Raw genomic sequence first — 24,677 nt, 5'->3', positions numbered from 1 at the left:
TGCACAAACCAACGTCACGCTGTACGGCCGCGTCGCCAGCGGCATCGACTACCAGAACAACGTCGCCCCCACCGCGACCTCGCCGGGCGGCAGCCTCTGGCGCGCCGCCGACAACCAGTGGGGGACCAGCATGTTCGGGTTCATGGGCAAGGAGGATCTCGGCGGTGGCCTGCAGGCGCTCTTCCGGCTCGAGTCCGGTTTTGGCGCGGCCCAAGGCCGGACCAACGGCGACGCGTTGTTTAATCGGCGTTCGTACGTCGGCCTGTCCAGCCCGACCTGGGGCACGTTGACGGCCGGCAAGAACCTCTTCATCAGCAACGACGTCTGGTTCCTCGACCCGACCGGCCAGCAGTTCATTGGCTCGGCCACGCTGGTGCGCGGGCGCAACTGGCCGGGCGCCAACAACGTCGTCGAATACCAGAGCCCGACCTGGGGCGGCTTCCAGATCGGCCTGCAGACCGGCCTGGGCGAGCAACCCGGCTCGTTCACGAACAGCCGCCGCGATGGCGTGTCCGCCGTCTACAAGACGGGCCCGCTGGAAGTGCGCGCGATCTACGACGTGATCCGCGACGGCAACGGCAAGTTCAGCGACATCTTCAATTTCTCGAAGGAAGCGACGATCGGCGGCACGTACACCATCGGCAAGGCGAAGCTGTTTGCGGCGTATGAAAACCTGTCAGCGCCGGATGCTGCTGCGGGCGCCCCGACCAAGGCCAACCACTACTGGCTGGGCATCAACTACGAAGTCACGCCGGCGCTGACGCTGATCGGCGCGGCCTACCGTGTCAACGTGAACCACGGCGGCGGCAACGCCAACCTGTTCATGGCGGGTGCCAACTACAACCTGTCCAAGCGCACGATGCTGTACGCGAGCGTGGGCACGGTGCAGAACAGCGCTACCGCCAACTTCTCGGTGGAGGCGACCAACAACAACCCGGCCCCGGGTAAAAACCAGCTGGGTGCTTACACCGGTATCGTCCATTCGTTCTGACGTCTGGCTTCTGACTGAGCGTGACCTCCTGATCGCTCGGCTCCTTGTCGGCCCGCACTTGTGCGGGCTTTTTTTCTTCTGGGGAAGCCACTCGCGTGCGGGGAGATGCGGCGCCGCGAGCACTGGCGCAGGCGCATTCCTCGTCACGGCGCACGGAAACAAGCCGACCACAAAGCCAAGCCAGTGCTGGCTCCGCGGGAAGTCAGCGCGCATGTGTGATGCGGTCCGTGCTCGGGCAACCTTTGTGCAACTGGCGTAAGATGCCGGCTCGATTTCGATCGCAGCTTGCAACACAAACGCCATGAATCTCCCGCTCTTACTGAACATCGCGACTTTCGTCGTCCTGCTGATCGCTCTGGGTCGCGTGAACGCGAACTGGAGTCTGGCTAAACGTGTGCTGCTGGGCATGGTGCTGGGCATCGTGTTCGGGCTGGCGCTGCACCTGATCTATGGCGACGACAGCGCGACGCTCAAGCAGTCGATCTCCTGGTTCAGCATCGTTGGGGGTGGCTATATCCAGCTGCTGCAGATGATCGTCATGCCGCTGGTGCTGGTGTCGGTGCTGAACTCGGTGGCGAAGCTCAACAGCACGGCGTCGCTGGGCAAGATCAGCGTGCTGACGATCGGCACGCTGCTGCTCACGACGCTGATCTCCGCCCTGGTCGGGGTGTTCGTCACCCACCTGTTTGGCCTGACGGCGCAGGGCCTGGTGCAAGGCGCGCAGGAAACTGCACGGCTGACCGCCATCCAGGACAACTATGTCGGCAAGGTGGCCGATCTGTCGGTGCCGCAGCTGGTGCAGTCCTTCATCCCGAAGAACCCGTTTGCCGAGCTGACCGGCGCCAAGCCGACATCCATCATCGGCGTGGTGATCTTTGCCGCGTTCCTGGGCGTGGCTGCGTTGAATCTGCTGAGGGATGATGCGGTGAAGGGCGAGCGCGTGCTGACCGCCATCGACACCGCGCAGGCCTGGGTGATGAAGCTCGTGCGGCTCGTCATCCGCCTGACCCCTTACGGTGTGCTGGCGCTCATGACCAACGTGGTGGCCGTGTCCAACGTGCAGGACATCATCAAGCTTGGCGGTTTCGTGGTGGCCTCTTACCTTGGCCTGGCGATCATGTTTGGCGTGCATGCCGTGCTGCTCACGCTCAACGGCATCAATCCGCTTCGTTTCTTCCGCAAGGTCTGGCCGGCGCTGTCGTTCGCGTTCACGAGCCGATCGAGTGCCGCCACCATTCCGTTGAGCATCGAGGCGCAGACGCGGCGCATTGGCGTGCCGGAGTCGATTGCCAGCTTCGCCGCCTCGTTTGGCACCACCATTGGCCAGAACGGCTGCGCAGGTTTGTATCCCGCCATGCTGGCAGTCATGGTGGCGCCCACCGTCGGCATCAACCCGTTTGATCCTGTGTGGATTGCAACGCTGGTGGCGGTCGTCACGCTCAGCTCGGTCGGGGTGGCGGGTGTGGGCGGCGGCGCCACGTTTGCGGCGTTGATCGTGCTGCCGGCCATGGGCTTGCCCGTGACTCTCGTGGCGCTGCTGATCTCCATCGAACCCCTGATCGACATGGGCCGTACCGCGCTCAACGTCAACGGCTCGATGACCGCCGGGACGATCACCAGCCAGTTGCTGGGGCAAACCGATCGCAGTGTCTTCGATGCCGCCGATGATGTGGAGATGGCGCACCGCTGATCTGCGCCTCGAAAGAAAAAAATGCCGGCCATGGGGTCGGCATTTTTTTTTGAGGGCGGGGTGGCTCAGTCAGGCGTTTGCGCCAGTTCGGTCAGCAGTTCCATGAACGCGCCGGCCAATTCGCTTGGCGTGGCGGCGCTTCTGCGCAGCAGGCCAACGGGCTCCTTGGTGGCCGAGGTGGCGATGTCCAGGCGGGCGAGTTGCCCGTGCGCCAGATCGTCGCCCGCAGCGCGCTCGGGCGTGATCCACACCGCGTCAGATCGGCACGCCAGCAGCCGTGCGACGGACACTGAAAGTGTTTCCGTTACCCCCGCGGGCAAGCGTAGACCGTGCGTCTGGAACAGCGCCTCGGTGTGATGGCGCGGCACCGTGCCCTGCGTGGCAATCACCAGCGGGTAATCCAGCACCGCCTGCAGCGAGGCCGACGCACCTGGCTGCGTCAACAGCGGATGCCCGGGCCGCACGACCAGCGCCAGCGGCTCGGCGTACAGCAGTTCGAACGACAGCCCCTGCATGCGATCCGGCTCGGCCATACGCCCGACGATGAAGTCGAGTTCGCCGGCCTTGAGCGCGGTCAGCAGCTCGACATTGGTGCCGGTGCGCAACCGCACGCCGGCATGCGGGCGCTGCGCGTGCAAATGGGCAATCGCCTGGGGCAGCAGACTGCTGGCCACCGTCGGCAGGGCGCCTACATGTACGACCGGCGCGGACGCGTCCGTTGATCCCATCAGCGCGGCAGTGGCCGATTCCAGCGCCTGCGTCACGCCCACCGCATGCCGCAGGAATTGCTCGCCGGCAGCGGTGAGCCGCGCACCTTGCCGGCCGCGCTCCACGAGTTGCACACCGGCCAGTGCTTCCAGTTCACCCAGCGTTTTCGAAACCGCCGGCTGGCTCAGATGCAACCGCTCGGCGGCGCGCCGCAGGTTGCGCTCCTGCGCGATGGCGACAAAACAGCTCAGATGGCGAAAGCGGATGCGAGACGGCAGATCGGCCGAAAAGACTCTTTCCATAACTTGGGGTTATCGGTTTTCCGATAAGAAGTCAATTTACTTCACTTTTTGGCGGCGATACAGTCTCTCCACGATTTCATAAGGAGACGCCCCATGACCCTGCCGCTTTCCGGCACCGGCGAATTCGCCCAGCGTGACACCGCGCAGCATCCGCCCGCACTGACCCCCGGCTACAAGACCAGCGTGCTGCGTTCGCCGCGCAATGCGCTCATCTCCACCCTGAACACGCTGTCGGAAACCACCGCACCGGTGTTCCACGCCGACGACCTGGGCGCGCTCGACAACGACCTGATCCTCAACTACGCCAAGGAAGGCCTGCCGATCGGCGAGCGCATCATCGTCCATGGCTATGTGCGCGACGAGTTCGGTCGCCCGGTGCCGAACGCGCTGGTGGAGGTGTGGCAGGCCAACGCCGGCGGCCGCTACCGCCACAAGAAAGACCAGTACATCGCGCCGATCGACCCGAATTTTGGCGGCTGCGGCCGCATGCTGACGGACGCCAACGGCTACTACGTCTATCGCACCATCAAGCCGGGTCCGTATCCGTGGCGTAACCGCATCAACGATTGGCGCCCGTCGCACATTCATTACTCGCTCTCCGGCGATGGCTGGGCCCAGCGCCTGATCACGCAGATGTACTTCGAGGGCGACCCGATGATCGCGCAGTGCCCGATCATCAAGACCATCCCCAGCGAAGAACAGGTGCGCGGCCTGATCGCGCTGCATGACACGGCAAACCACGTGCCGCTTGATAGCCGCTGCTACCGCTTCGACATCACGCTGCGCGGTCGCCGTGCCACGCATTTCGAAAACGCTGTGCCCGCCTTGCAAGGAGCCAAGTGATGACCACGACCACATTGCGTGAATCGCTCGAACGCGCCCAGGCAACGGCCATGACGACAACGCCACCATTCGCACACTTCAACGAAACCGCTTCGCAGACGGGCGGCCCGTACGTGCACATCGGCCTTGCACCGCGCCAGGCCGGTTTCGACATCTACGACAAGGAATTCGGCAGCGTCCTGACGACGCCCGCCACGCGCGGCGAACGCATCGCGCTGGAAGGCCGCGTCTACGACGGCTCCGGCTCGCTCGTGCGCGACGTGCTGATCGAGATCTGGCAAGCCAACGCCGACGGCAAATATGCGCATCCCGCTGATCGGCAAGACAAACCTGTCGACCCGGCATTCCGTGGCTGGGGCCGCGCGGGAGCGGATTTCGATACGGGCGTCTATCGCTTCGACACCATCAAGCCGGGCGCCGTAGCCGGCCGCAGCGGGACCACGCAGGCACCGCACATCTGCATGATCCTGTTTGCGCGCGGCATCAACCTCGGCCTGCACACCCGCGTGTACTTCAGCGACGAGGTCGCGGCCAACGGCACGGACCCGGTGCTGAACGGCATCGAGTGGGAAGTGCGCCGCAAGACGCTGATTGCCCAGCGCAGCGAGCGTAACGGCGAGGTGGTCTACACCTTTGACGTGCGCCTGCAAGACACGCCGGATGGCGGCGCGGAGACGGTGTTCTTCGATATCTGATCGTCGCATCACATCCAAAAGACGACGCCCGGCATGTTCACACTGCCGGGCGTTGTTTTTGATGCGGGCAACAGGACTTTCAGCGGGACGTCATGCGGGCGTCGATAATGGGTGGATCGCCAGCCCGGCGTTTGACGACCCTGCCGTGACCGAGCTCACTCTTCCCGGATTCGAAGCCACCCCGCAGTTGCCCGCGCATCGCCTGTTTCTGGCGATCAAGCCCGACGCCGAGACCGCAGGGCGCATAGCGCGCCTGATCGAACAATTGCGGCCCGTGGTGGGTTTCAAAGGCAAGGCACTGCGTACGGAGCGCCTGCATGTCACGCTGCATCATCTGGGCGATTTCGTTCATCTGCCGCCTGACGATATCGTGGCGCGCGTGCGCGCAGCGGCGGACAGCCTGGCCTTGCCGGCATTCGATGCCACGTTCAACCAAGTGGTGAGCTTTCATGGCCGACGTGATCACCGGCCGTTTGTTCTCTTGGGCGATGAAGGTGTGGTCGGTTTGACGGCGTTTCAGGCGGCGCTGGGCGAGGCGCTCCAACATGCCGCCGTGCCCGTGCCGCACGGGACGTTCAAACCGCACATCACGCTGCTGTATGACCGCGGAGGCTTTGCGCCGAAGGCAATCGAACCCATCACGTGGAGGGTGCGCGAGTTCGTTCTCATCCATAGCTGGCTGGGCAAGACGCGTTACGACGAACTTGCCCGCTGGCCGCTCAAAAGCTGAGCGCCACCTCGTTACGCGCAGCCGTCCGGCCCGCAGACGGGGCCGTCGGCTTCGCTGGCCGGGGCGGGCGCGCCGATGTGCTGGGTCAGCGCCTGTGCCCAGTGCTCCGGATTGCCAAGCCACGGGCCCATGTCGATGATGCCGAGTTGGCCATCGGCATCCTCCAGCGCAAATGTCGGAAACCCCTGACCGCCCACACGATCGAGCCACTGCCGGCTTTGCGTGATGTGCTGCTGCGTGAGCGCACCGGTTTGTCGCGCATATTCCGCATCGAAGGCATCGGGCGACAGGCCGATCTCCGCTGCCAGCTCGCGCAGTACGGGCACATCTGCAATGCGCCGGCCTTCTTCGTAATGCGCGCGTTGGACGCGATGGATCATGTCGAGCCCGCGGCCGCCCAGCGCTTGCGCAGCAAGTACTGCGGTGATGGGTGGCTCCGAATCCATCGTGGCAGTGGTGTCGCGCAACAGGCCTTCAAAGTAGGCCTCGCCAAAGGGCTGGCCGGTCAATTCTGCAATGCGGTGGTCGTGCGGCATTACGTAGTCGCGCCACTGGGGCGTCACCGCGCGGCGGTTCGTGCCAGCAAGCATGCCGCCGCCGTGGAAGGCGATCGTCAGGCCCGGCACCGTGCGCGCCGCTTCCACCAGCGGTGCGGCGCCGTAGCACCAGCCGCACAGCGGGTCGTAGATGTAATGCAACGTCGTCATGTTGTTTCCCCGGTGATTGGCCAGCTTACTGCGGCCACTTCATTTCGCCCTTGATGACCTTGGCGCTCAACTCCAGCGATGCGTCGCCGGCCAGCGTCGGGTACGCGGCCTTCATTGCCTTGATCAGCTCCGCCGAGTTGTTGGCCTTGGCGGCCTGCACCTCGAATGTCTTGAGGTAATCGGCTGTAAAGCGGACCGCCTCCAGCCCCTTGGGCATCGCCCCGGTGAAGTGGCCCGGCACCACCGTCGTCGGCTTGAGCGCCGTGATGTTGTCCAGCGTCTGCAACCAGCCCAGGCGGGATTCGCGCGTTTGCGTGTCGGCTACCCAAACGTGGTCACCGCTGTTGACGACCACGCCGCCGGCCACGGTCTTGATGGACGGAATCCACAGATAGGTGCGTGCCGCGTCCGGGCCGTTCAGCCCCTTGATCTCGATGGTGCGGCCTTCCAGCGTGAGGTGGTCGGCGTGCAGCACGTCGGGCAGCACGAGCGTCTTGGGCGCATTGTCCTTCAGGATCGGACCCCAGTAGGCGAGCTTGCCGTTCATTGATGTCTTGATGGCCGCCACGGTCTGCGGCGTGGCGACGATCTTTGCTTTCGGGAATGCCGCGCGTATGACATCCAGCCCGAAGTAATAATCCGGATCGCTCTGGCTGATATAGACCGTAGTGAGCGTCTTGCCGCTGGCCTTGAGTTTCTGCACGAGCGCTTGCGCGTCGCTGCGCTGGAATTGCGCGTCGACCAGGACCGCCTCGTGCGCGCCGGTGATGATTTCCGACGACACCGGGAAGACGCCCTTGTCGCCGGGGTTGTAGACCTCGAGGTGCAACGGCGCCGGTGCGGCAGCGTGGGAAACAACGCCGACGCTGACAAGGGCTGCGGCAAGCAGGGCGCGGAGCAGGGACATCGGGTTTCTCCAGTTGGATGTGGTGAGTACGATGCCGCTACTGTAGGTTGCTTGATCCGATCGAAAAACCGCCTAATATGCGCATATTTGTTTCGCCAATCGATCAAATATGGATCGCATCACGTCAGCCGAAGTGTTCGTGGCGATTGTCGAGCGCGGCAGCCTGAGTGCCGCCGCTGAAGGGCTCGACATGTCGCGCGCGATGGTCACGCGTTATCTGGCAGAGATGGAGGCGTGGTCCGGGGCGCGCCTGCTGCACCGGACCACGCGCCGCATCGGCCTGACACCGGCCGGTGAAGTGACGCTCGCGCGCTGCCGCCAGATGCTGGAAATCGCGTCACAGATGGCCGTGGCGGATGGTCTCGAAGCCGATACGCCGCGCGGTCTGCTGCGCATTGCCTGCGCGCAGTCCCTGGCGCAGCAGACGTTGAGCGTGGCGGTGACGGCCTACCTGCGGCGCTATCCGCAAACGGCGGTCGATCTGGTGGTCGACAACCGCACCATCAACCTCGTGGAGGAGCGCATCGACCTGGCCGTGCGCATTACCAATGACCTCGACCCGAACCTGATTGCGCGGCCGCTGGGCACGTGTGAGTCCGTCGTTGTTGCGGCGCCGTCGTACCTGGCCGCGCATGGCACACCGCGCCGCGTGGAGGATCTGGCTATTCACAACTGCCTGACGTATTCGTACTTTGGCAAAAGCCTGTGGAAGTTCACGGATGCGAAGACGAGTGCCCCGTCGGACGTGCCGGTGGGCGGCAATCTGAGTGCGAATGAGTCGATGGTGTTATTGACAGCGGCGCGGGAGGGCGCAGGCATTGCGCTGCAGCCGGTGTTTGCTGCCGCGCCGCTGATCGCAAGCGGGCAACTCGTGCGCCTGCTGCCCGACCACGTGCCGCAGGCGCTGGGCATTCACGGCGTGTACAGCTCGCGCAGGCAGATGCCGGCGGCGCTGCGGGCCATGCTGGATTTTCTGGTGGACTGGTTCAAGGCGCAGCCGAACGTCATGGGAGTCAAGTGATCGGCCCGGAAGATTTCCCGCGTATCGCCAGCAGCCCCAACGCCAGCACACAGAACACCGCACCCGCGTGGAACGTTGCGGCTGCGCCCAGCTTGTCCCACAGCAGCCCGGCCAGAACGCTGGCGCCCAACATGGCCAGCCCGCTTACCAGGTTGAACATGCCGTAAGCGGTGCCGCGCAAGTCGGCCGGTGCGGTATCGGCGATCATGGTTGCCAGCAAGCCCTGCGTGATGCCCATATGCACGCCCCACAACGCCACGCCCGCGATCACCACGCTCCAGTGGGCAGACAGGCCAAGCACCACATCCGCGGCAATCAGCACCACCAGCCCGAGCGCCAGCAGCTTCGTATGGCTCATGCGGTCTGAGAGCTTGCCGAACGGATACGCGGCCAGCGCATAGACGACGTTCATCGCCACCATGACCAGGGGCACCAGTGCCACGGGAATGCCGCCTTGCTGTGCACGCAGGACCAGAAAGGCCTCGGAAAAACGTGCAAGTGTGAAGACTGCGCCGATCATCACCACCCACCAGTACGCGCCGTTCAGCCGCTGGAGGTTGTCGCGGCGGATGGGGTTGGTGCGGCGCGCGCCGTCGTGGGTCTCGGGCTCGCGCAGGCCAAACATCAGCAGCGCTACGGACAACAGTGCCGGCACCACGGCCACCCAGAACACGGCGCGAAAATCATCGGCCCACAGCAGCATCAGCCCGACGGCCAGAAGCGGCCCCAGAAATGCGCCCACGGTATCGAGCGCCTGCCGTAGCCCGAAGGCCGCGCCGCGCAGCGCAGGCGGGGCAATGTCGGCGACCAGCGCATCGCGCGGTGCACCGCGGATGCCTTTGCCGAGGCGGTCCACCAGGCGCGCCGTCAGCACAACGCCGGCCGTGGGCGCCATGGCGAACAGCGGCTTGGACAGCGCGCCCAGCGCATAGCCGAACGCCGCCAGGCCCTTGCGCTTGCCAAGGTAGTCGCTCAGCGTGCCGGAGAAAATCTTGACGATGAGCGCAGTCGATTCGCCCAGCCCCTCGATCAGGCCGACCGACAAGGCACTTGCTCCCAGCACTGACACCATGAACAGCGGCAGCAAGCTGTGGATCATCTCGGAGGCGATGTCCATCAGCAGGCTGACGCAGCCCAGCACCCAGATGCCGGTGGGAATCTGGCGCAGGCCGCCGGGCGGCTTTACATCGGTTGGGGAGGATGTCATGGCGAGTTGCTTTGGCTTGGTCGCGCGCGTCAGGCGAACGGCGCAAAGAGGCTGTTGAGCTTGGCCCCGCTGGCGGCATCGCGTGCAAAGTTGAACGTGCCGGCGGTGCGCAGTTCTTCCGCTGCACGCTGGAACGCGCCCATGGCCACGCGCGCCAGCGTGGCGCCGACGCTGATGCGCTTGACGCCCAGTTCGGTCAACTCGGCCACGCTCAGGTTGCCGTCGGCAAAACCCATCAGCACATTGAGCGGGCGATCGATCTCGCGCAGGACGGTGGCGATCTCGTCGCGCGTTTTCAGGCCTGGGGCGTAGAGCACGTCGGCGCCGGCGTCCTGGAAGGCCTGCAGGCGGCGGATCGTATCGGCCAGATCGTCGCGGCCGTGCAGGTGGTTCTCGGCGCGCGCGGTGAGCGTGAACGGAAACGGCAGCGAGCGCGCGGCCTCCACCGCGGCGCGAATACGTTCAACCGATGCCTCCAGCGAATAGATGGGCGCATCTGCGCGGCCCGTGGCGTCTTCAATCGAGCCGCCGACGATGCCGGTCGCGCCTGCCAGGCGGATCGTCTCAGCCACGGTTTCCGGCGTATCGCCAAAGCCGTTTTCCAGGTCGGCAGCCATGGGTACGTCCGTAGCGGCAGCCAGGTCGGCCACATGCGCGAGGATGGTGTCGCGGCCGACGCCATAGTCGGGCAGCCCGCGCGAGAACGCGAAGCCCGCGCTGGTGCTGGTCAACGCTTCGAAGCCGAGCGATGCCAGCAGCCGGGCAGAGCCCGGGTCCCACGGGTTGGGGATCACGAAGGTGCCGCTGCGCTCGTGCAGCGTGCGGAAGGCGTGGGCTTTTTCGATCTGGGTCGGCATGGGCTATCCGGTGTGAAGTGGATAAGGGTTGGACTGCAATGCTGCGGCACAGGCGAGCGCATCGTCCAGGCGGTCATTGCCCCAGAACATCGCGTCGCCGACAAAGAACATGGGAGCGCCAAAGATGCCACGAATCTGCGCGGCGTGCGTCTGCTCGCGCAGGTGGGGCTTGCTGGCGTCGGACTGGGCCTGGGCGAGGATGGCGTCGGCCGGCAATCCGAGCGCCGTCAGTTCTTCGGCCACGGCGCCGGGCGTATGGATGTCGCGGTTCTGGGCAAAATTACGCAGCATGATCCGCTGGCAGAAGGCGCCGATCCACGGCGTGTCTACACCGAGCAGCGCAACGCGCAGCGGCAGGACGGAGGCGCGCGGAAACGTGCTCGGCTGCGTCCACGGCAAACCGTGCTTGGTGCATTCGCGCGCCATGTCCTGCCAGACGTAATGGCCTTTGGCCCGCTGCAGCACGAACGGCGAACTCGCCCAGCCGAGCGACTGGAAGATCGGCCCCAGCAGGAACGGTTTCCAAACCACGCGCACACCGAGTTGTGCCGCAGCGGCCTCGATGCGCATCACGCTCAGATAGCTGTAATTGCTCGCGAAGTCGAACCAGAACTCGACGGCGGGCGTGGGGACGAGCGCTTCCCATGTGGTGTTGTAAGCGGCGGGCTCGGGTGCTGCGGTCTGCGGTCGGGCGAGGGCGTCCATGCGGCCTCCAGCGTGATGTCGTTGGCCGCATTACACGTGGGGCGCGGTGTGCGTTCAAACGCCTTTCATGCAAGTTCGGATGCGCCAGACGCATGCGTGGCCTGCGTTGCCGCTTCCGAGCAGATCCAGGCGGCCACATCGCGCACGTCGCGGCGCGGGTTCGGCTCGGACTGGATCAGCCAGTACGCATGCGTGTTACGCACGCCGGGGGCGATGGTCGGTACGGTGACCAGACGGCCGTCGGCCAGCAGCGGCGCGATCAACTCCAGACGCCCGAGCGCGATGCCCTGGCCGGCCACCGCTGCATGGATGATCTGGTCGTGCTGGTTGAAGCGCAGCACGGTGCGCGGCTTGGCGTGGCTCCAGCCGGCAGCGGCCAGCCAGTCTGTCCATTGCAGCCAGGGGCGGCGCAGGTCGCGGTCGTCAAAGTCGAGCAGCGTCAGGCCCGCAAGCGCCTCGGCGGAATCCAGCGAGCGCAGCCCCAGCGACGGATGCGCGACCGGCGCAACGGTCTCCCCAAACAGCCGGATTGCGCCGGGCGGTGCATCGGTCGGTGGGCAATACCGGATGGCAAGCTCGATCCCTTCGTTCTTCAGGTCGACGAGCCGGTTGTTGGTGGCCACGCGCACGTCGATGTCGGGGTATTGCAGCTGGAAGCGCGCCAGGCGCGGCAGCAGCCACAGGCCGGTCACGCCGATGCTGGCGGTGATCGTCACCGGCCGTCGTTCGGCCGCCACGCGAATGGCGCCGATGGCGTCCTGCAACTGCTGCACGGCACTGTCGGCGCTACGGAACAGGCGTTCACCCTCGGGCGTGAACGCGATCGAGCGGTGCCCGCGCACCAGCAGCTTCACGCCCAGCGCGTCCTCCAGCGCAGACACCTGCCTGCTCACGGCCGATTGCGTCAGACACAGATCATCTGCGGCGAGCGTGATGCTCATGCGCCGGCCTACCGCGACGAAGCCGCGCAACAAGTCCAGGGAGGCCAACCGAACCAGTGGAGTCGACATGCGTTTTCCTCATGCAAGGCGTTCTCAAAGATCAATTGAGAAGCCGGATAGGGCGAAGTTTAATAAGCCATCGGACGACATTCCAGCCAAATACGCATTCGGCACGCTTGCAAAGAAGGAATGTCAGTCACATCGGAGAAAAACGCTCATGACATCGAAATCTCTCACGCAATCGCCTTGGTTGCCCGTCTTGGCCGGCGGAGCGGTGATCGGCGTGGCGTTGGGCATTCGGCACGTGCAAGGTCTCTTCCTCGTGCCCGTCACGATGGACCATGGTTGGACACGCGAAACCTTTGGCCTGGCGATCGCGTTGCAAAACCTCATCTGGGGCGCGGCACAGCCGTTTGCAGGCATGCTGGCAGACCGCTACGGGGCGGCCAAGGTGGTAGTTGCCGGCATCGTCGTCTACGCGCTTGGTTTGCTGCTGATGGCACATGCGGGCACGCCGCTGGGCTTCACGCTGTCTGCCGGCGGGCTGATCGGGCTGGGGCTCTCAGGCACGTCATTCGGCGTCGTGTATGGCGCAATCAGCCGATTGACGCCGCCCGAGCGGCGCAGCTGGGCGCTGGGCGTGGCGGGCGCGGTGGGCGGAGTCGGCCAGTTCGTGATGGTGCCGACGGCGCAGGGCTTGCTGAGCAGGGTCGGCTGGGTGACGGCGCTGGTCGTCATGGCGGTGATCATGGCGATGTTCGTGCCGCTGGCCGCGCCGCTGCGCGAAAAGGCATCGACTGCCGCCGCGCAGGAGGCGCATCAAAGCATGGGCGCGGCCATCCGCGAGGCCTTTGCTCACCGCGGTTTCTGGCTGCTGAATCTTGGGTTCCTGACGTGCGGATTCCAGCTCGCCTTTATCGGTGCGCACATGCCGGCGTATCTGCTCGACAAGGGACTCACCGGCCGGCACGGCATGATCGCGCTGGCGCTGATTGCCGCCGCCAACATCGTCGGCACGTATTACTGCGGCGCGCTCGGCGGGCTGTTCCGGCGCAAATATCTGCTGTCGTTGCTGTACCTGATTCGCACGGCGGCGATTGCGCTGTTCATCCTGCTGCCGCTGTCGCCGGCAACGCTGTATGCGTTTGCCATCGTGATGGGCCTGCTGTGGCTCGGCACGGTACCGCTGACGAACGGGCTGCTGTCGCAGGTGTTTGGGGTGCGCTATATCGGCACGCTGTTCGGATTCGTGTTCCTCGGTCACCAGGTCGGCGCGTTCCTGGGCGTGTGGCTGGGCGGCGTGGTGTACGACCACCTGCATTCCTACGATGCGATCTGGTTTGGCGCGATGGTGCTCGGCGTGGTGGCCGCGCTGCTGCACTGGCCGATCGACGATCGCCAACTCGCGCGCACACCGATGGCGCAACCGGCATGAAGGCGCGCCTGAAGCGATGGGCGGCATGGGCGCTGGCGGCGGCCGGCGCCGCCTTCATTTTTGCGGCATGGCTGACCCCAGAGGGCGCATTTTCCTTTGTGACGTTGGCGTCCTTCTGCGGGTAGCGCGACGCGATGGCCCGATTTATGAAACAATATCGGGTTAATCACTAGTGGGCACTGGTACGGTTTGCGCGGGAATTACGTCGCTTCTGCGTCGTTCTCCTGTGAATGCCACCGTTCAGACATGACTTACGCCGTCAAGGAAATTTTCTACACGCTGCAAGGCGAGGGTGCCAACACCGGCCGCGCAGCCGTCTTCTGCCGCTTTGCCGGCTGCAATCTCTGGAGTGGGCGCGAAGCCGATCGCGCCACCGCCGTCTGCCAGTTCTGTGACACCGACTTCGTCGGCACGGACGGCACGCAAGGCGGCAAATACCCCACTGCCGACGCACTTGCCGATACCGTCGCCGCTGAATGGCCGGCCGACGCCACGGGCGGCAAGCCGCTCGTCATCTGCACCGGCGGCGAGCCGCTGCTGCAGCTCGACACGCCGCTGATCGACGCGCTGCACGCACGCGGCTTCGAAATCGCCATCGAGACCAACGGCACCATCGCCGTGCCGGAAGGCATCGACTGGGTGTGCGTGAGCCCCAAGATGGGCTCCGAACTCGTCGTCACGCGCGGCGACGAGCTGAAGGTGGTGATCCCGCAAGACGGGCAGGACCTCGACGCATACGAACGGCTGGATTTCCAGCATTTCTTCCTGCAGGCCATGGACGGCCCGCTTGCCCGGCAGAATACGGCGGCAGCCGTTGCGCTGTGCCAGCGCCGGCCGCGCTGGCGCCTGTCGCTGCAAACCCATAAGATGCTGGGCATCCGCTAAGGCGGGCCGCAGCACTTTGTCCCCGGTTTTCTGCCGGTTCCAGCCGTTTCGCGGCGCCTGCTGCCGCCACCTTGCTCCATGACCAAGACCGTTTCCATCACGCGCCGGCTCGAATTCGATGCCGGCCACCGCATCCCTGGCCATGCTGGCCAGTGCCGCAACCTGCACGGCCATCGCTATCAGCTCGAACTCACGCTCGAAGGCGTTGTCCTGCACAACGACAAGGCTGCCGACGACGGCATGATTCTCGACTTCGGCGACGTCAAGCAGCTCGCCAACAAGCACCTCGTCGACCTCTGGGATCACGCCTTCCTCGTCTATCGCGGCGATACCAAGCTTGTTGAATTCCTGAACGATATGGAAGGCGGTCACAAGACCGTCGTGCTGAATGACGTGCCGACCGTCGAGAACCTCGCGCAGGTGGCCTTCGACATTCTCGAGCCAGTGTTTCGCAACACGTTTGGGCACCATCTGCGTCTGTCCAAGCTGGTGCTGTACGAAACCCCGAACTGCTGGGCCGACGTGAAGCTCGCGCGCCCGCACGAGCAGGATTGATTCGATAACACCGGATCGCATGACCACACCGCACGTCCTCACCCCGCCCGCCGACATGTCCGGCCACGAGCGGGACGGCTACTGGATGCAGCAGGCGCTCGTGCAGGCCAAGTTCGCATGGGGGCAGGGCGAGGTGCCGGTGGGTGCGGTGGTCGTGCGCGGCAACGAGATCGTCGGCGTCGGCTACAACGCCCCGATCGGCACGCATGATCCATCCGCGCATGCCGAAATGCGCGCCCTGCGCCAGGCCGCCGAAAATCTCGGCAACTACCGCCTGCCCGATTGTGAGGTCTTCGTGACACTGGAGCCGTGCGTGATGTGCGCCGGCGCCATGCTGCATGCCCGCGTGGCGCGCGTCGTGTATGGCGCGCCCGACCCCAAAACGGGTGCAGCCGGCAGCATCCTCGACCTGTTTGCAGAAACGCGTCTGAACCACCAGACCGCCATCGCCGGCAGTGTGCTCGCGCAGGAATGCGGCGACATGCTGCGCGCCTTCTTCGCCGAGCGCCGCGCGAGCCAGAAGGCCGCACGCCTGGCGTCCACCGAACCCGACGAATCCGCCACATGACCACTGTCCGCCTGATTGCGCCTTCCGGTTATCCGAACGATGCGGCCATTGCCGAGCGCGGCGTGGCGGCGTTGGAAGCGCAGGGCTGCACGGTCGTCAACCGTGAATGCTTGAGCCGGCAGCATCAGCGTTTTGCAGGTGGCGAACTTGCGCGATTGGCTGACCTGCACCAGATCGGCACGGGCCCTGGCCAGGAAATCGCCATGGCAATCCGCGGGGGGTACGGCCTCACGCGCTTGCTGGACCATATCGACTTCATCGACATCGGTCGTCGCGCGCAGGCGACCGACGCCATCATCGTGGGGCACAGCGATTTCACCGTGTTCTCGCTGGCGTACCTGGCGGCTACGGGCGGCGTGACGTTTGCCGGCCCGCACGTGTGTTCGGACTTCGGGCTGGAAAACATCGACCCATTCATGGTCGAGCACTTCTGGGGCATTTTGCGCAACCCGACCTATGCGTTGCGCGTGGATGTGCCGCAACCGAATGGTTGCGCGCGGCCTGGCCGTTACGCTGGCACGCTCTGGGGCGGCAACCTGGCCATGCTGTGCAGCCTCATCGGCACGCCGTATCTGCCGGATATCCGCGACGGCGTCCTGTTTGTTGAAGACATCAACGAGCATCCGTACCGCGTGGAACGCATGCTGCTGCAGTTACAGCAAGCCGGCGTGCTGGAGACGCAGCAAGCGCTGGTGCTGGGTGACTTCTCGGGCTATCGCACCACGCCTTACGACGCCGGCTACGATTTCGACGCCATGCGCGATTACTTGGCCGAACGCCTGTCGATTCCGGTCGTCACAGGTTTGCCGTTCGGCCATTGCCCGACCAAGGCGACGCTGCCGATTGGCGCACAGGCCGAGCTGGATGTCGACGCCACGGGCTTTACGCTGCACTTGTCGGGGTATCCGACGCTGCAGGCATAAGCCGGCCGGCCATCCGGGTCACGTCCGGGTGGTAAAATCTCAGGTTCTCCAAATGGCGAACGGCCAAGTGCTTGCCGCGCCAGATCACCGCTTTCCAAATCAAGGTTTCCACGTGCTTTCCACCGCCAACATCACCATGCAGTTCGGGCCCAAGCCCTTGTTCGAGAACATCTCGGTCAAGTTTGGCGAGGGCAATCGCTATGGCCTGATCGGCGCCAACGGTTGCGGCAAGTCAACCTTCATGAAGATCCTGGGCGGCGATCTGGAGCCGAGCTCGGGCAACGTCATCCTGGAGCCAGGCGTGCGCCTGGGCAAGCTGCGCCAGGACCAGTTCGCGTACGAAGACATGCGCGTGCTGGACGTGGTGATGATGGGCCACACCGAAATGTGGGCCGCCGCGCAGGAGCGCGATGCCATCTACGCGAACCCGGAAGCGACCGACGACGACTACATGAAGGCCGCCGACCTGGAGGCGAAGTACGCCGAATACGACGGCTACACCGCCGAAGCGCGTGCCGGTGAACTGCTGATGGGCGTGGGCATTCCGACCGATCAGCACAACGGCACGATGAGCAACGTCGCGCCCGGCTGGAAGCTGCGCGTGCTGCTGGCACAGGCACTGTTCTCGAACCCGGACGTGCTGCTGCTGGACGAGCCGACCAACAACCTCGACATCAACACGATCCGCTGGCTGGAATCGGTGCTCAACGAGCGCAACTCCACCATGATCATCATCTCCCACGATCGCCACTTCCTGAACTCGGTCTGCACGCACATGGCCGACATGGACTACGGCACGCTCAAGGTCTACCCGGGCAATTACGACGACTACATGGAAGCCTCCCTGCAGGCGCGCGAACGCCTGCAGGCCGCCAACGCACGGGCCAAGGAGCGCATCTCCGACCTGCAGGACTTCGTGCGCCGCTTCTCGGCCAACAAGTCCAAGGCACGCCAGGCTACGTCGCGCCTGAAGATGATCGACAAGATCAAGGTGGAAGACATCAAGCCGTCGTCGCGCCAGAACCCCTTCGTCCGTTTCGAGATGGAGAAGAAGCTGCACAACCTGGCGGTGGAAACCGAGAACGCACGCAAGACATACGACCGCAAGATTTTCGATGGCCTGACGATGGCCGTGCGTGCGGGCGAGCGGATCGCCATCATCGGTGAGAATGGCGCGGGCAAGACCACGCTGCTGCGTTGCCTGCTGAACGGCGCCGTGAAGACCGGCGTGCAGCGCGGCATCGAGATCGACGGTGGCACCGTCAAGTGGGCCGAGAACGCCAATGTCGGCTACATGCCGCAGGACACCTACGAAGAATTCCCCGAAGACCGCGACCTGATGGACTGGATGAGCCAGTGGACGCAGGCCGGTGACGATGACCAATCGCTGCGCGGCACGATGGGTCGCCTGCTGTTCTCGGCCGACGACATCAAGAAGAGCGTGAAGGTGCTTTCCGGTGGCGAGAAGGGCCGCATGATCTGGGGCAAGCTGATGCTGGGCCGTCACAACGTGCTGGCGTTGGACGAGCCGACCAACCACATGGACATGGAATCCATCGAGTCGCTGCAGATCGCGCTGGACAAGTTCGAAGGCACGCTGATCTTCGTGTCGCACGATCGCGAGTTGATTAGCGCCCTGGCCACGCGCGTAATCGAAGTGCGCCCGGACGGCACGCTCACCGACTACCTCGGCACCTACGACGAATACCTGCAGAGCCAGGGCGTCGAAGTCTGAGCGCCGATCCTCTGCCGTCACGAAGGGGCCGCCGATGTGCGGCCTCTTTTTTTGGCGGCGGGCTTTGCAAGGCGAACACACGTTGTCCGATCCTGATCGGCGCTTCGCGCGCCGCTCGCCAAGGCTGCGTTGACAGTACCTCCTCCCGATTCCAGAATGCCTTGGGCGAACGCCGCACCTGCATGCGTGCCGTTGCGTTCTGCACCAGCAAAGAACAATCAAAACATATGAGGAGACTGACGTTGAAAAACGTACTGACATTACTGTCGACATCCGCATTGGTGCTGATGACGTCTGCACACGCAGCCGGGCGCCTGCCAACCATTCCGCCGGACAAATACGACGCCGAACAGGCCAAGGCAGCGCAAGACTTCCAGGCTGCGCGCAAGGTGCCTGTATTCGGCCCGTTCGAGCCCCTGATGCATAGCCCGGAGGTGATGAGCCAGACCCGCGCCATGGGCGACTATCTGCGATATCACTCCGCCATCGGCAACACGCTGAGCGAATTGGTCATCCTCGTCACTGCGCGGGAGTGGAGCCAGGATTACGAGTGGTACGTGCACCATCCGATCGCCCTGAAGGCCGGCATCAAACCCGGTATTGCCGATGCGATTGCCGATGGCCGCCGCCCCACCGGGATGAGTGAGGACGAGGAGATCGTCTATGACTTCACGACCGAACTGATCCGCAACAAGCGCGTGGCCGACGGCACCTATGCACGGGCGGAAAAGCGCTTCGGCAATAAGGGCATCGTAGACATGACCGGTATCTGCGGTTACTACACGCTGCTCGCCATGGAAATGAACGTGGCGCAATATCCGGTGCCGAAAAATGCCGCCAAGCTCGCGCGTTTCCCCGAGCCCTGACAGCCGTGCTGCCGAGCGAGGACTACGCACAGCTTGATGCTGCGCATGGTTAGCATCGATTCTTTGCCGTGATCAAGGGGCCGCCTATGTGCGGCCCTTTGCTTTTGGTATTCACCGCAAGCGGCGGACGCGCCACCAAGGTCGGCCAGTTATGAAAAAACCGACTGGATTCCATGATTTTTTATCGCTATCGGAATTCATTGCCGTCGCTACACTTGGGCTGCATATCACAGTGAACAAGCCGAGAGCTGCGGACCAGGCGCCGCGCGTCACACCAAGAAGCGCCAAACGCAGGCCCGGCGAAGTACCCAGGAGACGAGATGACCTCTGATATTGGCGGCCGCATTCGGTTGCAATCCCTGCTGGACAAAGTGGTGTCTGCGGACGAAGCCGCAGCCCTGATCCGCGATGGCATGACGGTCGGCATGAGCGGTTTCACCCGCGCCGGCGACTGCAAGGCCGTGCCGTTTGCCCTGGCCCGACGTGCTGCGCACGAGCCGCTGCGCATCACCCTCATGACTGGCGCATCGCTGGGCAACGACATCGACAAGGTGTTGGCCGAAGCCGATGTCATTGCCCGCCGCCTGCCGTTCCAGGCCGATGCCACCTTGCGGCGCAAGATCAACGCAGGCGAGGTCATGTTCATTGACCAGCACTTGTCGGAAACCGTCGAGCAACTGCGTTCGCGGCAGATTGCACCGCTCGATGTGGCGGTTGTCGAAGCCACGGCCATCACCGAGAACGGCGGCATCGTGCCGACCACGTCGGTAGGCAATTCCGCCAGCTTTGCGGTGCTGGCGAAACAGGTGATTGTCGAGATCAACCTGAACATGCCCGCCAATCTGGAAGGGCTGCACGATATCTTCTTCCCGGTGCAGCGGCCGCACCGTCAGCCGATTCCGCTCATTGCACCGGAGCAGCGCATTGGCCTGCCGTACATCCCGATCGATCCGCGCAAGATTGCTGCCATCGTCATCACGGGGCAGGACGACAGCCCCTCCAACGTGCTGCCGCCCGATGTGGAGACCAACGCCATCGCCGGGCATCTGAACGCATTCCTGGCGCGAGAGGTCCGCACCGGCCGTCTTTCGCCCACGCTGCAGCCGCTGCAGGCGGGTATCGGGACGATTTCCAACGCGGTCCTGCATGGCTTCATCGACTCGATGTTCCATGACCTCAAGATGTATTCGGAGGTGCTGCAGGACAGCTCCATCGAGCTGCTCGACTCGGGCAAGCTGGCGTTTGCCTCGGCTTCGTCGATCACGCTGTCCCGCCCGGTGTACAAGCGGTTCCTGACAGAACTGGAGCGCTACAAGTCGCGGGTGGTGTTGCGGCCGCAAGAGATCAGCAACCACCCGGAGGTGATCCGCCGACTGGGTCTGATCACCATCAACACCGCGCTGGAATGCGACATTTACGGCAACGTGAATTCGACACACGTGGGCGGCACGCACATGATGAACGGCATTGGCGGCTCGGGCGACTTTGCGCGCAATGCGCATCTGTCGGTCTTCGTGACCAAGTCATTGGCCAAGGACGGCGACATCTCGAGCATCGTCCCGATGGTCTCGCATGTGGACCACACCGAGCACGACGTCGACATCATCGTCACCGAACACGGGCTGGCCGATCTGCGCGGGCTGGCGCCGCGCGAGCGTGCCGTGCAGATCATCAGCAACTGTGCGGACCCCCGTTACCGCGAGCTGCTGCGCGACTACGTTGTGCGCGCGCAGCGGCGCGGCGGGCACACCCCGCATCTGCTGGAAGAGGCGCTGGCCTGGCATGTCCGCTTCCGTGATGAGGGCTCGATGGCTCCGGCGGGGTTCACGGAAGAAGGCGTGCTCCCGGAACCTGCATTGAGCGCTTGATGCGTGGGCGCCGCTGCTCAGGCGCCCAGCACTTCCTCGCACGTCGCAAGCCACGCGCGAGCGGCGTGGGACAGGTACCGGCCCGGCGACCACAGGTGCGCAAGCGCCCAATCCATGTCGGGAGCGGTCAGGCGTGCCACGGCCAGCTTGTCGCGGTTGGCAAGGTTGGCCACCAGCGGCTGTGGCAAAAACGTCGTGCCCAGTCCCGCAGCCGCCATCGAGGCGAGGAATTCCCAGTGCCCGCTCTGCGCGGCGATGTGCGGCTCGATGCGGGCTTCGAGAAACGCCTGGCGCAGCTTGCGCGTGAGGGAGAAGTCCTCGGCCAGCAACAGCAGCGGCTCGTCACGCAGCGCCGATAGGCTGACGGTCTTGCCCCTGGCCCATTTCGCTTTGCGCGGTCCCACCACCCAGATCGGATACTTTGCAAACTGCCGCGTAGCGAGTTCGAGGCCGCTGTCGCCGGGCAGAACCGTGGCGCCGACCTCCAGTTCGCCGTTGGCTACCTGTTGTTCCACCGTCTTGCCGCCGTACTCGGCGAGGTTCAGCGCCAGGTTGGGATAACGCTGCCGAAACGCGCTGACGACGGGCGAGAAGAACAGGTTCACCATCGGCGGGATGCCGACCGTGAGTTCGCCCCGCCCAAGCGAAGACAGGTCAGCCACTTCAAGCGTCAGCCTGTGCACCACACCGAGCGTTTCCTGGCCGCGCGCATACACGACACGGCCCACGTCGGTGAGCCGCACCTGCCTGCCTTCGCGGATCAGCAACGGCTGGCCAACCTCGTTTTCCAACTGACGCACCATCTTGCTGATGGTGGACTGTGTTACCGAGAGCGAACTCGCCGCCTGCGTGAAGCTCTGCAGCCGCGCGGTTTCAACGAAGTAACGAAGAGCTCGGATATCGATGGGCATGGGCGGACCTTTGCCATGAAGCACGCGAATGGGATTCGCCATGTTAATGAAGTTTTCCCATTCTGCGATGCGGCGGTCTCAAGATCCGCCGGACGCTCGCATTCAACGGCGCGCGAAAAAAAAGGCGGTTCACGCGACCGCCTTTCATGCAAGCGACGACGTCCTGCCGTCAGCCGGTGGCCTCGTCGATCAGCAGATCGAGCTGGGCGATCACGTTGCTGGTGTCGGGCTCGCCGCGCGTTTTGCTCAGTGCGGTCTTGAGCGTGTCGCGCAGGGCGACGAGTTCGGCGATGTTGCCCGCTTTCTCCACTTTCATCTCAAGCAGATAGCCGCGCAGGCCAAGATACCGGCTGATGGTTTCGGTATAGAAGCGGTAGAGGCGTTGATAGCCTTCGGCGGCCGGCTCTTTTGAAGTTGCTGCAGATGCGGGGGACGCCGCCTCTGCAGTTGCCGCAGATGCGCTGGCCGGTGCCGCCTTCACGGTAGTGGCCCCAGGCACGTGCAGGCGTATATACCCGGCGTTCTCGAGCTCGCCGAACACGGCTTGCGTCATGCCCAGGGGTTGCAACTGGACGAGGATGTCGTCGCAGGTTTTTTCGCCGTTGATCATCAGAAGGACCGCGCGGTGACGCTGGTCGAGGTGATTCGCACGTGAGCGGATCTCGTCCTGACCTTTTTCGGTCTTCTGGTAGATGGTGGTGGTCATGCTGTCTCCCTCGGCCGGCGCGTCTGCAGCGCGCGCTCTGCTGGCTCTACAATAGACCGATCATAACCGCCCGGGGGCGACGTGGGCCTCAGTCGCAACCCGGATAGCACAACGCGCAAATCGCGCATCCACCAGAGCGAGACGACCAACGATGCAGCAACGCGACAAGCTTTTCATCAATGGCAAGTGGGTGGCGCCCCAAGGCAAGGGCGTCATTGAAGTGATTCATTCGGCCACTGAAGCGGTGATGGGCACCATTCCCGAAGGCAGCGCGGCCGATGCGGAAGCCGCCGTGGCAGCGGCCCGCGCCGCATTTGATGACTGGGCTGCCACGCCCGTGGCCAAGCGCGCCGAATACATCCAGAAGATTGCCGACGGCCTGCAGGCCCGCAGCGAAGAGCTGGCGCAGTTGATTGCAGGCGAAGTCGGCATGCCGATCAAGCTGGCGCGCGCCATCCAGGTGGGCGGCCCCGTCTATAACTGGGGCAATTTCGCTAAGCTGCTCAGCACGTTTGAATTTGAAGAGCACGTTGGCAACTCGCTGGTGGTGCGTGAGCCGGTGGGCGTGGTGGGTGCCATCACGCCGTGGAACTACCCGCTCAACCAGATCACGCTGAAGGTTGCGCCCGCGCTGGCGGCTGGCTGCACGGTGGTGCTCAAGCCGTCGGAAGTGGCGCCCCTCAACGCCTTCGTGCTGGCGGAGGTCATTGAAGAAGCCGGGCTGCCGCCGGGCGTGTTCAACCTTGTCACCGGCTATGGCCCGGTGGTGGGCGAGGTGCTGGCAAGTGATCCGGATGTCGACATGGTGTCGTTCACGGGCTCGACGCGTGCAGGCAAGCGCGTGGCGGAACTGGCATCGCAGTCGGTCAAGCGCGTGGCGCTGGAGTTGGGCGGCAAGTCGGCGTCGGTGATCCTGGATGATGCGGACCTGGCATCGGCGGTAAAGGGCACGTTGTCGGCGTGCTTCCTGAACTCTGGGCAAACGTGCTCGGCGCACACACGCATGCTGGTGCCGCGCGCGAAGTACGAAGAGGTGAAGGCGCTGGCCGCGCAGTTTGCCGCCGCTTACGTGCCGGGTGATCCGGCGCAGGAAACCACGCGCCTGGGGCCGCTCATCTCGGCCGTGCAGCGCGACCGCGTGCTGGGCTACATCCGCAAGGGCCTGGAAGAGGGCGCCGAACTCATTACCGGTGGAGCAGACACGCCGGAAGGCCTGTCCACCGGCTTCTTCGTCAAGCCGACGGTGCTCGGCAACGTCAAGACGACCGACACCGTGGCGCGCGAAGAAATCTTCGGCCCCGTGCTCACCGTGATCTGCTACGACGACGAGGAAGAGGCCGTCCGCATTGCCAACGACAGCATCTACGGCCTGGGCGGCGGTGTGTGGTCGGGCGATGAGGCGCGGGCGATTCGTGTGGCGCGGCGCATCCGCACGGGCCAGGTCAACATCAACGGCGGGCCGTTTAACATGCAGGCGCCGTTTGGCGGCTACAAGCAGTCCGGCCACGGGCGCGAGAACGGCAAGTACGGCCTGGAGGAGTTCCTGGAGTACAAGGCGATGCAGCTCAATCCTGCGAAGACGGCCTGATCGGCTGGGCGTACCGCACCAATGAAAAACCCGGCTTCGGCCGGGTTTTTTGTGTTTGACGCTTGCGCCTACTTGCGGCTGCCATCGGGGTTGTAGCCCTGGGCCGTGCCTTCGGCCAGGATGCGCGTCCAGACCGTGTTGCGCTCTTCGTCCGTCATGAACACCCAGTTGCTGACCTCAAGCTGTGTGCGTCCGCAGCCTTGGCAGACCTCGTCGAAGAGCGTCGAGCAGATGCCGATGCAGGGACTGTCTGGGCGGCCCAGCAGGGTGCTGTCGGAAGCACTGGTTGCGTCGTCTGGCATGGGGCTGAATGCGGTCGATTCGGTCATGGCC

General features: G+C 64.4%; 25 protein-coding genes. 15 read left to right on the top strand and 10 right to left on the bottom strand.

Translation table 11 applies throughout. The features are described from left to right. Together ACTJK4_RS17685 and ACTJK4_RS17680 are read left to right on the top strand one after the other, a co-directional pair. A partial coding sequence (locus ACTJK4_RS17685; protein ID WP_440816883.1) for a porin occupies window positions 1-991 on the top strand: 991 nt, incomplete at its 5' end. Between the two features lie 301 nt (window positions 992-1,292). Beyond that, complete coding sequence (locus ACTJK4_RS17680; RefSeq protein ID WP_440818565.1) at window positions 1,293-2,681, top strand: L-cystine transporter; 1,389 nt, start codon at window positions 1,293-1,295, stop codon at window positions 2,679-2,681. 65 nt (window positions 2,682-2,746) lie between these two features. On the opposite strand, the gene pcaQ is transcribed toward ACTJK4_RS17680, so the two are convergent. Continuing rightward, on the bottom strand, window positions 2,747-3,691 hold the full coding sequence (gene pcaQ, locus ACTJK4_RS17675; RefSeq protein ID WP_440818564.1) for a pca operon transcription factor PcaQ: 945 nt from the start codon (window positions 3,689-3,691) through the stop codon (window positions 2,747-2,749). Window positions 3,692-3,784: 93 nt separating this feature from the next. Between pcaQ and pcaH the strand changes: the two genes are divergently transcribed. The 3 genes from pcaH to thpR all read left to right on the top strand — a co-directional run bounded on the left by pcaH (window position 3,785) and on the right by thpR (window position 5,959). Further along, the gene (pcaH, locus tag ACTJK4_RS17670; protein ID WP_004626742.1) at window positions 3,785-4,534 is read left to right on the top strand and encodes a protocatechuate 3,4-dioxygenase subunit beta; all 750 of its coding nucleotides are present in this window, start codon (window positions 3,785-3,787) and stop codon (window positions 4,532-4,534) included. After that, window positions 4,534-5,229 (top strand): protocatechuate 3,4-dioxygenase subunit alpha, encoded by a 696-nt coding sequence (gene pcaG, locus ACTJK4_RS17665; protein ID WP_440077048.1) that lies wholly within the window; start codon window positions 4,534-4,536, stop codon window positions 5,227-5,229. The genes pcaH and pcaG overlap by 1 nt, the downstream gene beginning before the upstream one ends. Before the next feature lie 61 nt (window positions 5,230-5,290). Then, complete coding sequence (gene thpR, locus ACTJK4_RS17660) at window positions 5,291-5,959, top strand: RNA 2',3'-cyclic phosphodiesterase (protein ID WP_440818563.1); 669 nt, start codon at window positions 5,291-5,293, stop codon at window positions 5,957-5,959. An 11-nt stretch (window positions 5,960-5,970) separates the two neighbouring features. Here thpR and ACTJK4_RS17655 read toward each other — a convergent pair whose 3' ends face one another. After that, window positions 5,971-6,666, bottom strand: coding sequence for a DsbA family protein (locus ACTJK4_RS17655; protein WP_232042763.1), 696 nt, complete (start codon window positions 6,664-6,666; stop codon window positions 5,971-5,973). Window positions 6,667-6,691: 25 nt separating this feature from the next. Further along, window positions 6,692-7,573 (bottom strand): MBL fold metallo-hydrolase, encoded by an 882-nt coding sequence (locus tag ACTJK4_RS17650; RefSeq protein ID WP_440818562.1) that lies wholly within the window; start codon window positions 7,571-7,573, stop codon window positions 6,692-6,694. Between the two features lie 109 nt (window positions 7,574-7,682). Between ACTJK4_RS17650 and ACTJK4_RS17645 the strand changes: the two genes are divergently transcribed. Continuing rightward, the gene (locus ACTJK4_RS17645) at window positions 7,683-8,594 is read left to right on the top strand and encodes a LysR family transcriptional regulator (RefSeq protein ID WP_440818561.1); all 912 of its coding nucleotides are present in this window, start codon (window positions 7,683-7,685) and stop codon (window positions 8,592-8,594) included. On the opposite strand, the gene ACTJK4_RS17640 is transcribed toward ACTJK4_RS17645, so the two are convergent. The 4 genes from ACTJK4_RS17640 to ACTJK4_RS17625 form a co-directional block, all read right to left on the bottom strand. Next, window positions 8,587-9,801: an MFS transporter gene (locus ACTJK4_RS17640; protein ID WP_232042766.1), complete on the bottom strand. Its 1,215-nt coding sequence runs from the start codon at window positions 9,799-9,801 to the stop codon at window positions 8,587-8,589. The genes ACTJK4_RS17645 and ACTJK4_RS17640 overlap by 8 nt on opposite strands. Before the next feature lie 29 nt (window positions 9,802-9,830). Continuing rightward, window positions 9,831-10,658, bottom strand: a complete 828-nt coding sequence (locus ACTJK4_RS17635; RefSeq protein WP_440818560.1) for an isocitrate lyase/PEP mutase family protein — start codon at window positions 10,656-10,658, stop codon at window positions 9,831-9,833. Window positions 10,659-10,661: 3 nt separating this feature from the next. After that, window positions 10,662-11,363 carry a 2-hydroxychromene-2-carboxylate isomerase gene (locus ACTJK4_RS17630; RefSeq protein ID WP_440818559.1) on the bottom strand — a complete coding sequence of 234 codons (702 nt, stop codon included), beginning with the start codon at window positions 11,361-11,363 and terminating at the stop codon, window positions 10,662-10,664. Between the two features lie 65 nt (window positions 11,364-11,428). Further along, window positions 11,429-12,373 carry a LysR substrate-binding domain-containing protein gene (locus tag ACTJK4_RS17625; protein WP_433867290.1) on the bottom strand — a complete coding sequence of 315 codons (945 nt, stop codon included), beginning with the start codon at window positions 12,371-12,373 and terminating at the stop codon, window positions 11,429-11,431. 148 nt (window positions 12,374-12,521) lie between these two features. Between ACTJK4_RS17625 and ACTJK4_RS17620 the strand changes: the two genes are divergently transcribed. The 8 genes from ACTJK4_RS17620 (at window position 12,522) to ACTJK4_RS17585 (ending at window position 21,139) form a co-directional block, all read left to right on the top strand. Next, complete coding sequence (locus ACTJK4_RS17620) at window positions 12,522-13,739, top strand: MFS transporter (RefSeq protein WP_440818558.1); 1,218 nt, start codon at window positions 12,522-12,524, stop codon at window positions 13,737-13,739. Window positions 13,740-13,985: 246 nt separating this feature from the next. Next, window positions 13,986-14,624: a 7-carboxy-7-deazaguanine synthase gene (queE, locus tag ACTJK4_RS17615; protein WP_322016668.1), complete on the top strand. Its 639-nt coding sequence runs from the start codon at window positions 13,986-13,988 to the stop codon at window positions 14,622-14,624. A 78-nt stretch (window positions 14,625-14,702) separates the two neighbouring features. Beyond that, on the top strand, window positions 14,703-15,179 hold the full coding sequence (queD, locus tag ACTJK4_RS17610; protein WP_316871331.1) for a 6-carboxytetrahydropterin synthase QueD: 477 nt from the start codon (window positions 14,703-14,705) through the stop codon (window positions 15,177-15,179). Between the two features lie 19 nt (window positions 15,180-15,198). After that, on the top strand, window positions 15,199-15,747 hold the full coding sequence (gene tadA, locus ACTJK4_RS17605) for a tRNA adenosine(34) deaminase TadA (protein ID WP_440818557.1): 549 nt from the start codon (window positions 15,199-15,201) through the stop codon (window positions 15,745-15,747). Next, window positions 15,744-16,670: a muramoyltetrapeptide carboxypeptidase gene (gene ldcA, locus ACTJK4_RS17600; RefSeq protein ID WP_440818556.1), complete on the top strand. Its 927-nt coding sequence runs from the start codon at window positions 15,744-15,746 to the stop codon at window positions 16,668-16,670. The genes tadA and ldcA overlap by 4 nt, the downstream gene beginning before the upstream one ends. Window positions 16,671-16,782: 112 nt before the next feature. Beyond that, the gene (locus tag ACTJK4_RS17595; RefSeq protein WP_232042775.1) at window positions 16,783-18,405 is read left to right on the top strand and encodes an ABC-F family ATPase; all 1,623 of its coding nucleotides are present in this window, start codon (window positions 16,783-16,785) and stop codon (window positions 18,403-18,405) included. Window positions 18,406-18,647: 242 nt separating this feature from the next. Then, entirely contained in the window at window positions 18,648-19,271 is a 624-nt protein-coding gene (locus ACTJK4_RS17590) for a carboxymuconolactone decarboxylase family protein (RefSeq protein WP_440818555.1), read from the top strand. A 320-nt stretch (window positions 19,272-19,591) separates the two neighbouring features. Beyond that, the gene (locus tag ACTJK4_RS17585; protein WP_440818554.1) at window positions 19,592-21,139 is read left to right on the top strand and encodes an acetyl-CoA hydrolase/transferase family protein; all 1,548 of its coding nucleotides are present in this window, start codon (window positions 19,592-19,594) and stop codon (window positions 21,137-21,139) included. A 17-nt stretch (window positions 21,140-21,156) separates the two neighbouring features. Here ACTJK4_RS17585 and ACTJK4_RS17580 read toward each other — a convergent pair whose 3' ends face one another. Together ACTJK4_RS17580 and ACTJK4_RS17575 are read right to left on the bottom strand one after the other, a co-directional pair. After that, window positions 21,157-22,050, bottom strand: a complete 894-nt coding sequence (locus ACTJK4_RS17580) for a LysR family transcriptional regulator (RefSeq protein WP_316881273.1) — start codon at window positions 22,048-22,050, stop codon at window positions 21,157-21,159. 169 nt (window positions 22,051-22,219) lie between these two features. Further along, the gene (locus tag ACTJK4_RS17575; protein WP_440818553.1) at window positions 22,220-22,756 is read right to left on the bottom strand and encodes a hypothetical protein; all 537 of its coding nucleotides are present in this window, start codon (window positions 22,754-22,756) and stop codon (window positions 22,220-22,222) included. A 151-nt stretch (window positions 22,757-22,907) separates the two neighbouring features. On the opposite strand from ACTJK4_RS17575, the gene ACTJK4_RS17570 reads away from it, so the two are divergent. Then, a complete protein-coding gene (locus ACTJK4_RS17570) occupies window positions 22,908-24,344 on the top strand; it encodes an aldehyde dehydrogenase family protein (RefSeq protein ID WP_322016674.1) in 1,437 nt (478 codons plus the stop codon). A gap of 68 nt (window positions 24,345-24,412) precedes the next feature. On the opposite strand, the gene ACTJK4_RS17565 is transcribed toward ACTJK4_RS17570, so the two are convergent. Continuing rightward, window positions 24,413-24,673: a DUF1289 domain-containing protein gene (locus ACTJK4_RS17565; RefSeq protein WP_024975718.1), complete on the bottom strand. Its 261-nt coding sequence runs from the start codon at window positions 24,671-24,673 to the stop codon at window positions 24,413-24,415. Between the last annotated feature and the right edge of the window lie 4 nt (window positions 24,674-24,677).

The organism is Ralstonia sp. 22111 (assembly GCF_052045895.1).
In the GTDB taxonomy this organism is placed as follows: domain Bacteria; phylum Pseudomonadota; class Gammaproteobacteria; order Burkholderiales; family Burkholderiaceae; genus Ralstonia; species Ralstonia wenshanensis.
This window is presented reverse-complemented; position numbering and strand designations above follow the sequence as displayed.

What these genes read in the sequence shown, in the direction of transcription:
- queE (WP_322016668.1), top strand. Translation starts at nt 13,986, where the DNA reads ATGACTTACGCCGTCAAGGAAATTTTCTACACGCTGCAAGGCGAGGGT.
- ACTJK4_RS17630 (WP_440818559.1), bottom strand. Translation starts at nt 11,363, where the DNA reads ATGGACGCCCTCGCCCGACCGCAGACCGCAGCACCCGAGCCCGCCGCT.
- ACTJK4_RS17635 (WP_440818560.1), bottom strand. Translation starts at nt 10,658, where the DNA reads ATGCCGACCCAGATCGAAAAAGCCCACGCCTTCCGCACGCTGCACGAG.
- ACTJK4_RS17620 (WP_440818558.1), top strand. Translation starts at nt 12,522, where the DNA reads ATGACATCGAAATCTCTCACGCAATCGCCTTGGTTGCCCGTCTTGGCC.
- ACTJK4_RS17680 (WP_440818565.1), top strand. Translation starts at nt 1,293, where the DNA reads ATGAATCTCCCGCTCTTACTGAACATCGCGACTTTCGTCGTCCTGCTG.
- ACTJK4_RS17585 (WP_440818554.1), top strand. Translation starts at nt 19,592, where the DNA reads ATGACCTCTGATATTGGCGGCCGCATTCGGTTGCAATCCCTGCTGGAC.
- ACTJK4_RS17655 (WP_232042763.1), bottom strand. Translation starts at nt 6,666, where the DNA reads ATGACGACGTTGCATTACATCTACGACCCGCTGTGCGGCTGGTGCTAC.
- ldcA (WP_440818556.1), top strand. Translation starts at nt 15,744, where the DNA reads ATGACCACTGTCCGCCTGATTGCGCCTTCCGGTTATCCGAACGATGCG.
- ACTJK4_RS17625 (WP_433867290.1), bottom strand. Translation starts at nt 12,373, where the DNA reads ATGTCGACTCCACTGGTTCGGTTGGCCTCCCTGGACTTGTTGCGCGGC.
- tadA (WP_440818557.1), top strand. Translation starts at nt 15,199, where the DNA reads ATGACCACACCGCACGTCCTCACCCCGCCCGCCGACATGTCCGGCCAC.
- pcaG (WP_440077048.1), top strand. Translation starts at nt 4,534, where the DNA reads ATGACCACGACCACATTGCGTGAATCGCTCGAACGCGCCCAGGCAACG.
- ACTJK4_RS17565 (WP_024975718.1), bottom strand. Translation starts at nt 24,673, where the DNA reads ATGACCGAATCGACCGCATTCAGCCCCATGCCAGACGACGCAACCAGT.
- pcaQ (WP_440818564.1), bottom strand. Translation starts at nt 3,691, where the DNA reads ATGGAAAGAGTCTTTTCGGCCGATCTGCCGTCTCGCATCCGCTTTCGC.
- thpR (WP_440818563.1), top strand. Translation starts at nt 5,291, where the DNA reads ATGCGGGCAACAGGACTTTCAGCGGGACGTCATGCGGGCGTCGATAAT.
- ACTJK4_RS17640 (WP_232042766.1), bottom strand. Translation starts at nt 9,801, where the DNA reads ATGACATCCTCCCCAACCGATGTAAAGCCGCCCGGCGGCCTGCGCCAG.
- queD (WP_316871331.1), top strand. Translation starts at nt 14,703, where the DNA reads ATGACCAAGACCGTTTCCATCACGCGCCGGCTCGAATTCGATGCCGGC.
- ACTJK4_RS17645 (WP_440818561.1), top strand. Translation starts at nt 7,683, where the DNA reads ATGGATCGCATCACGTCAGCCGAAGTGTTCGTGGCGATTGTCGAGCGC.
- ACTJK4_RS17570 (WP_322016674.1), top strand. Translation starts at nt 22,908, where the DNA reads ATGCAGCAACGCGACAAGCTTTTCATCAATGGCAAGTGGGTGGCGCCC.
- ACTJK4_RS17580 (WP_316881273.1), bottom strand. Translation starts at nt 22,050, where the DNA reads ATGCCCATCGATATCCGAGCTCTTCGTTACTTCGTTGAAACCGCGCGG.
- ACTJK4_RS17650 (WP_440818562.1), bottom strand. Translation starts at nt 7,573, where the DNA reads ATGTCCCTGCTCCGCGCCCTGCTTGCCGCAGCCCTTGTCAGCGTCGGC.
- ACTJK4_RS17575 (WP_440818553.1), bottom strand. Translation starts at nt 22,756, where the DNA reads ATGACCACCACCATCTACCAGAAGACCGAAAAAGGTCAGGACGAGATC.
- pcaH (WP_004626742.1), top strand. Translation starts at nt 3,785, where the DNA reads ATGACCCTGCCGCTTTCCGGCACCGGCGAATTCGCCCAGCGTGACACC.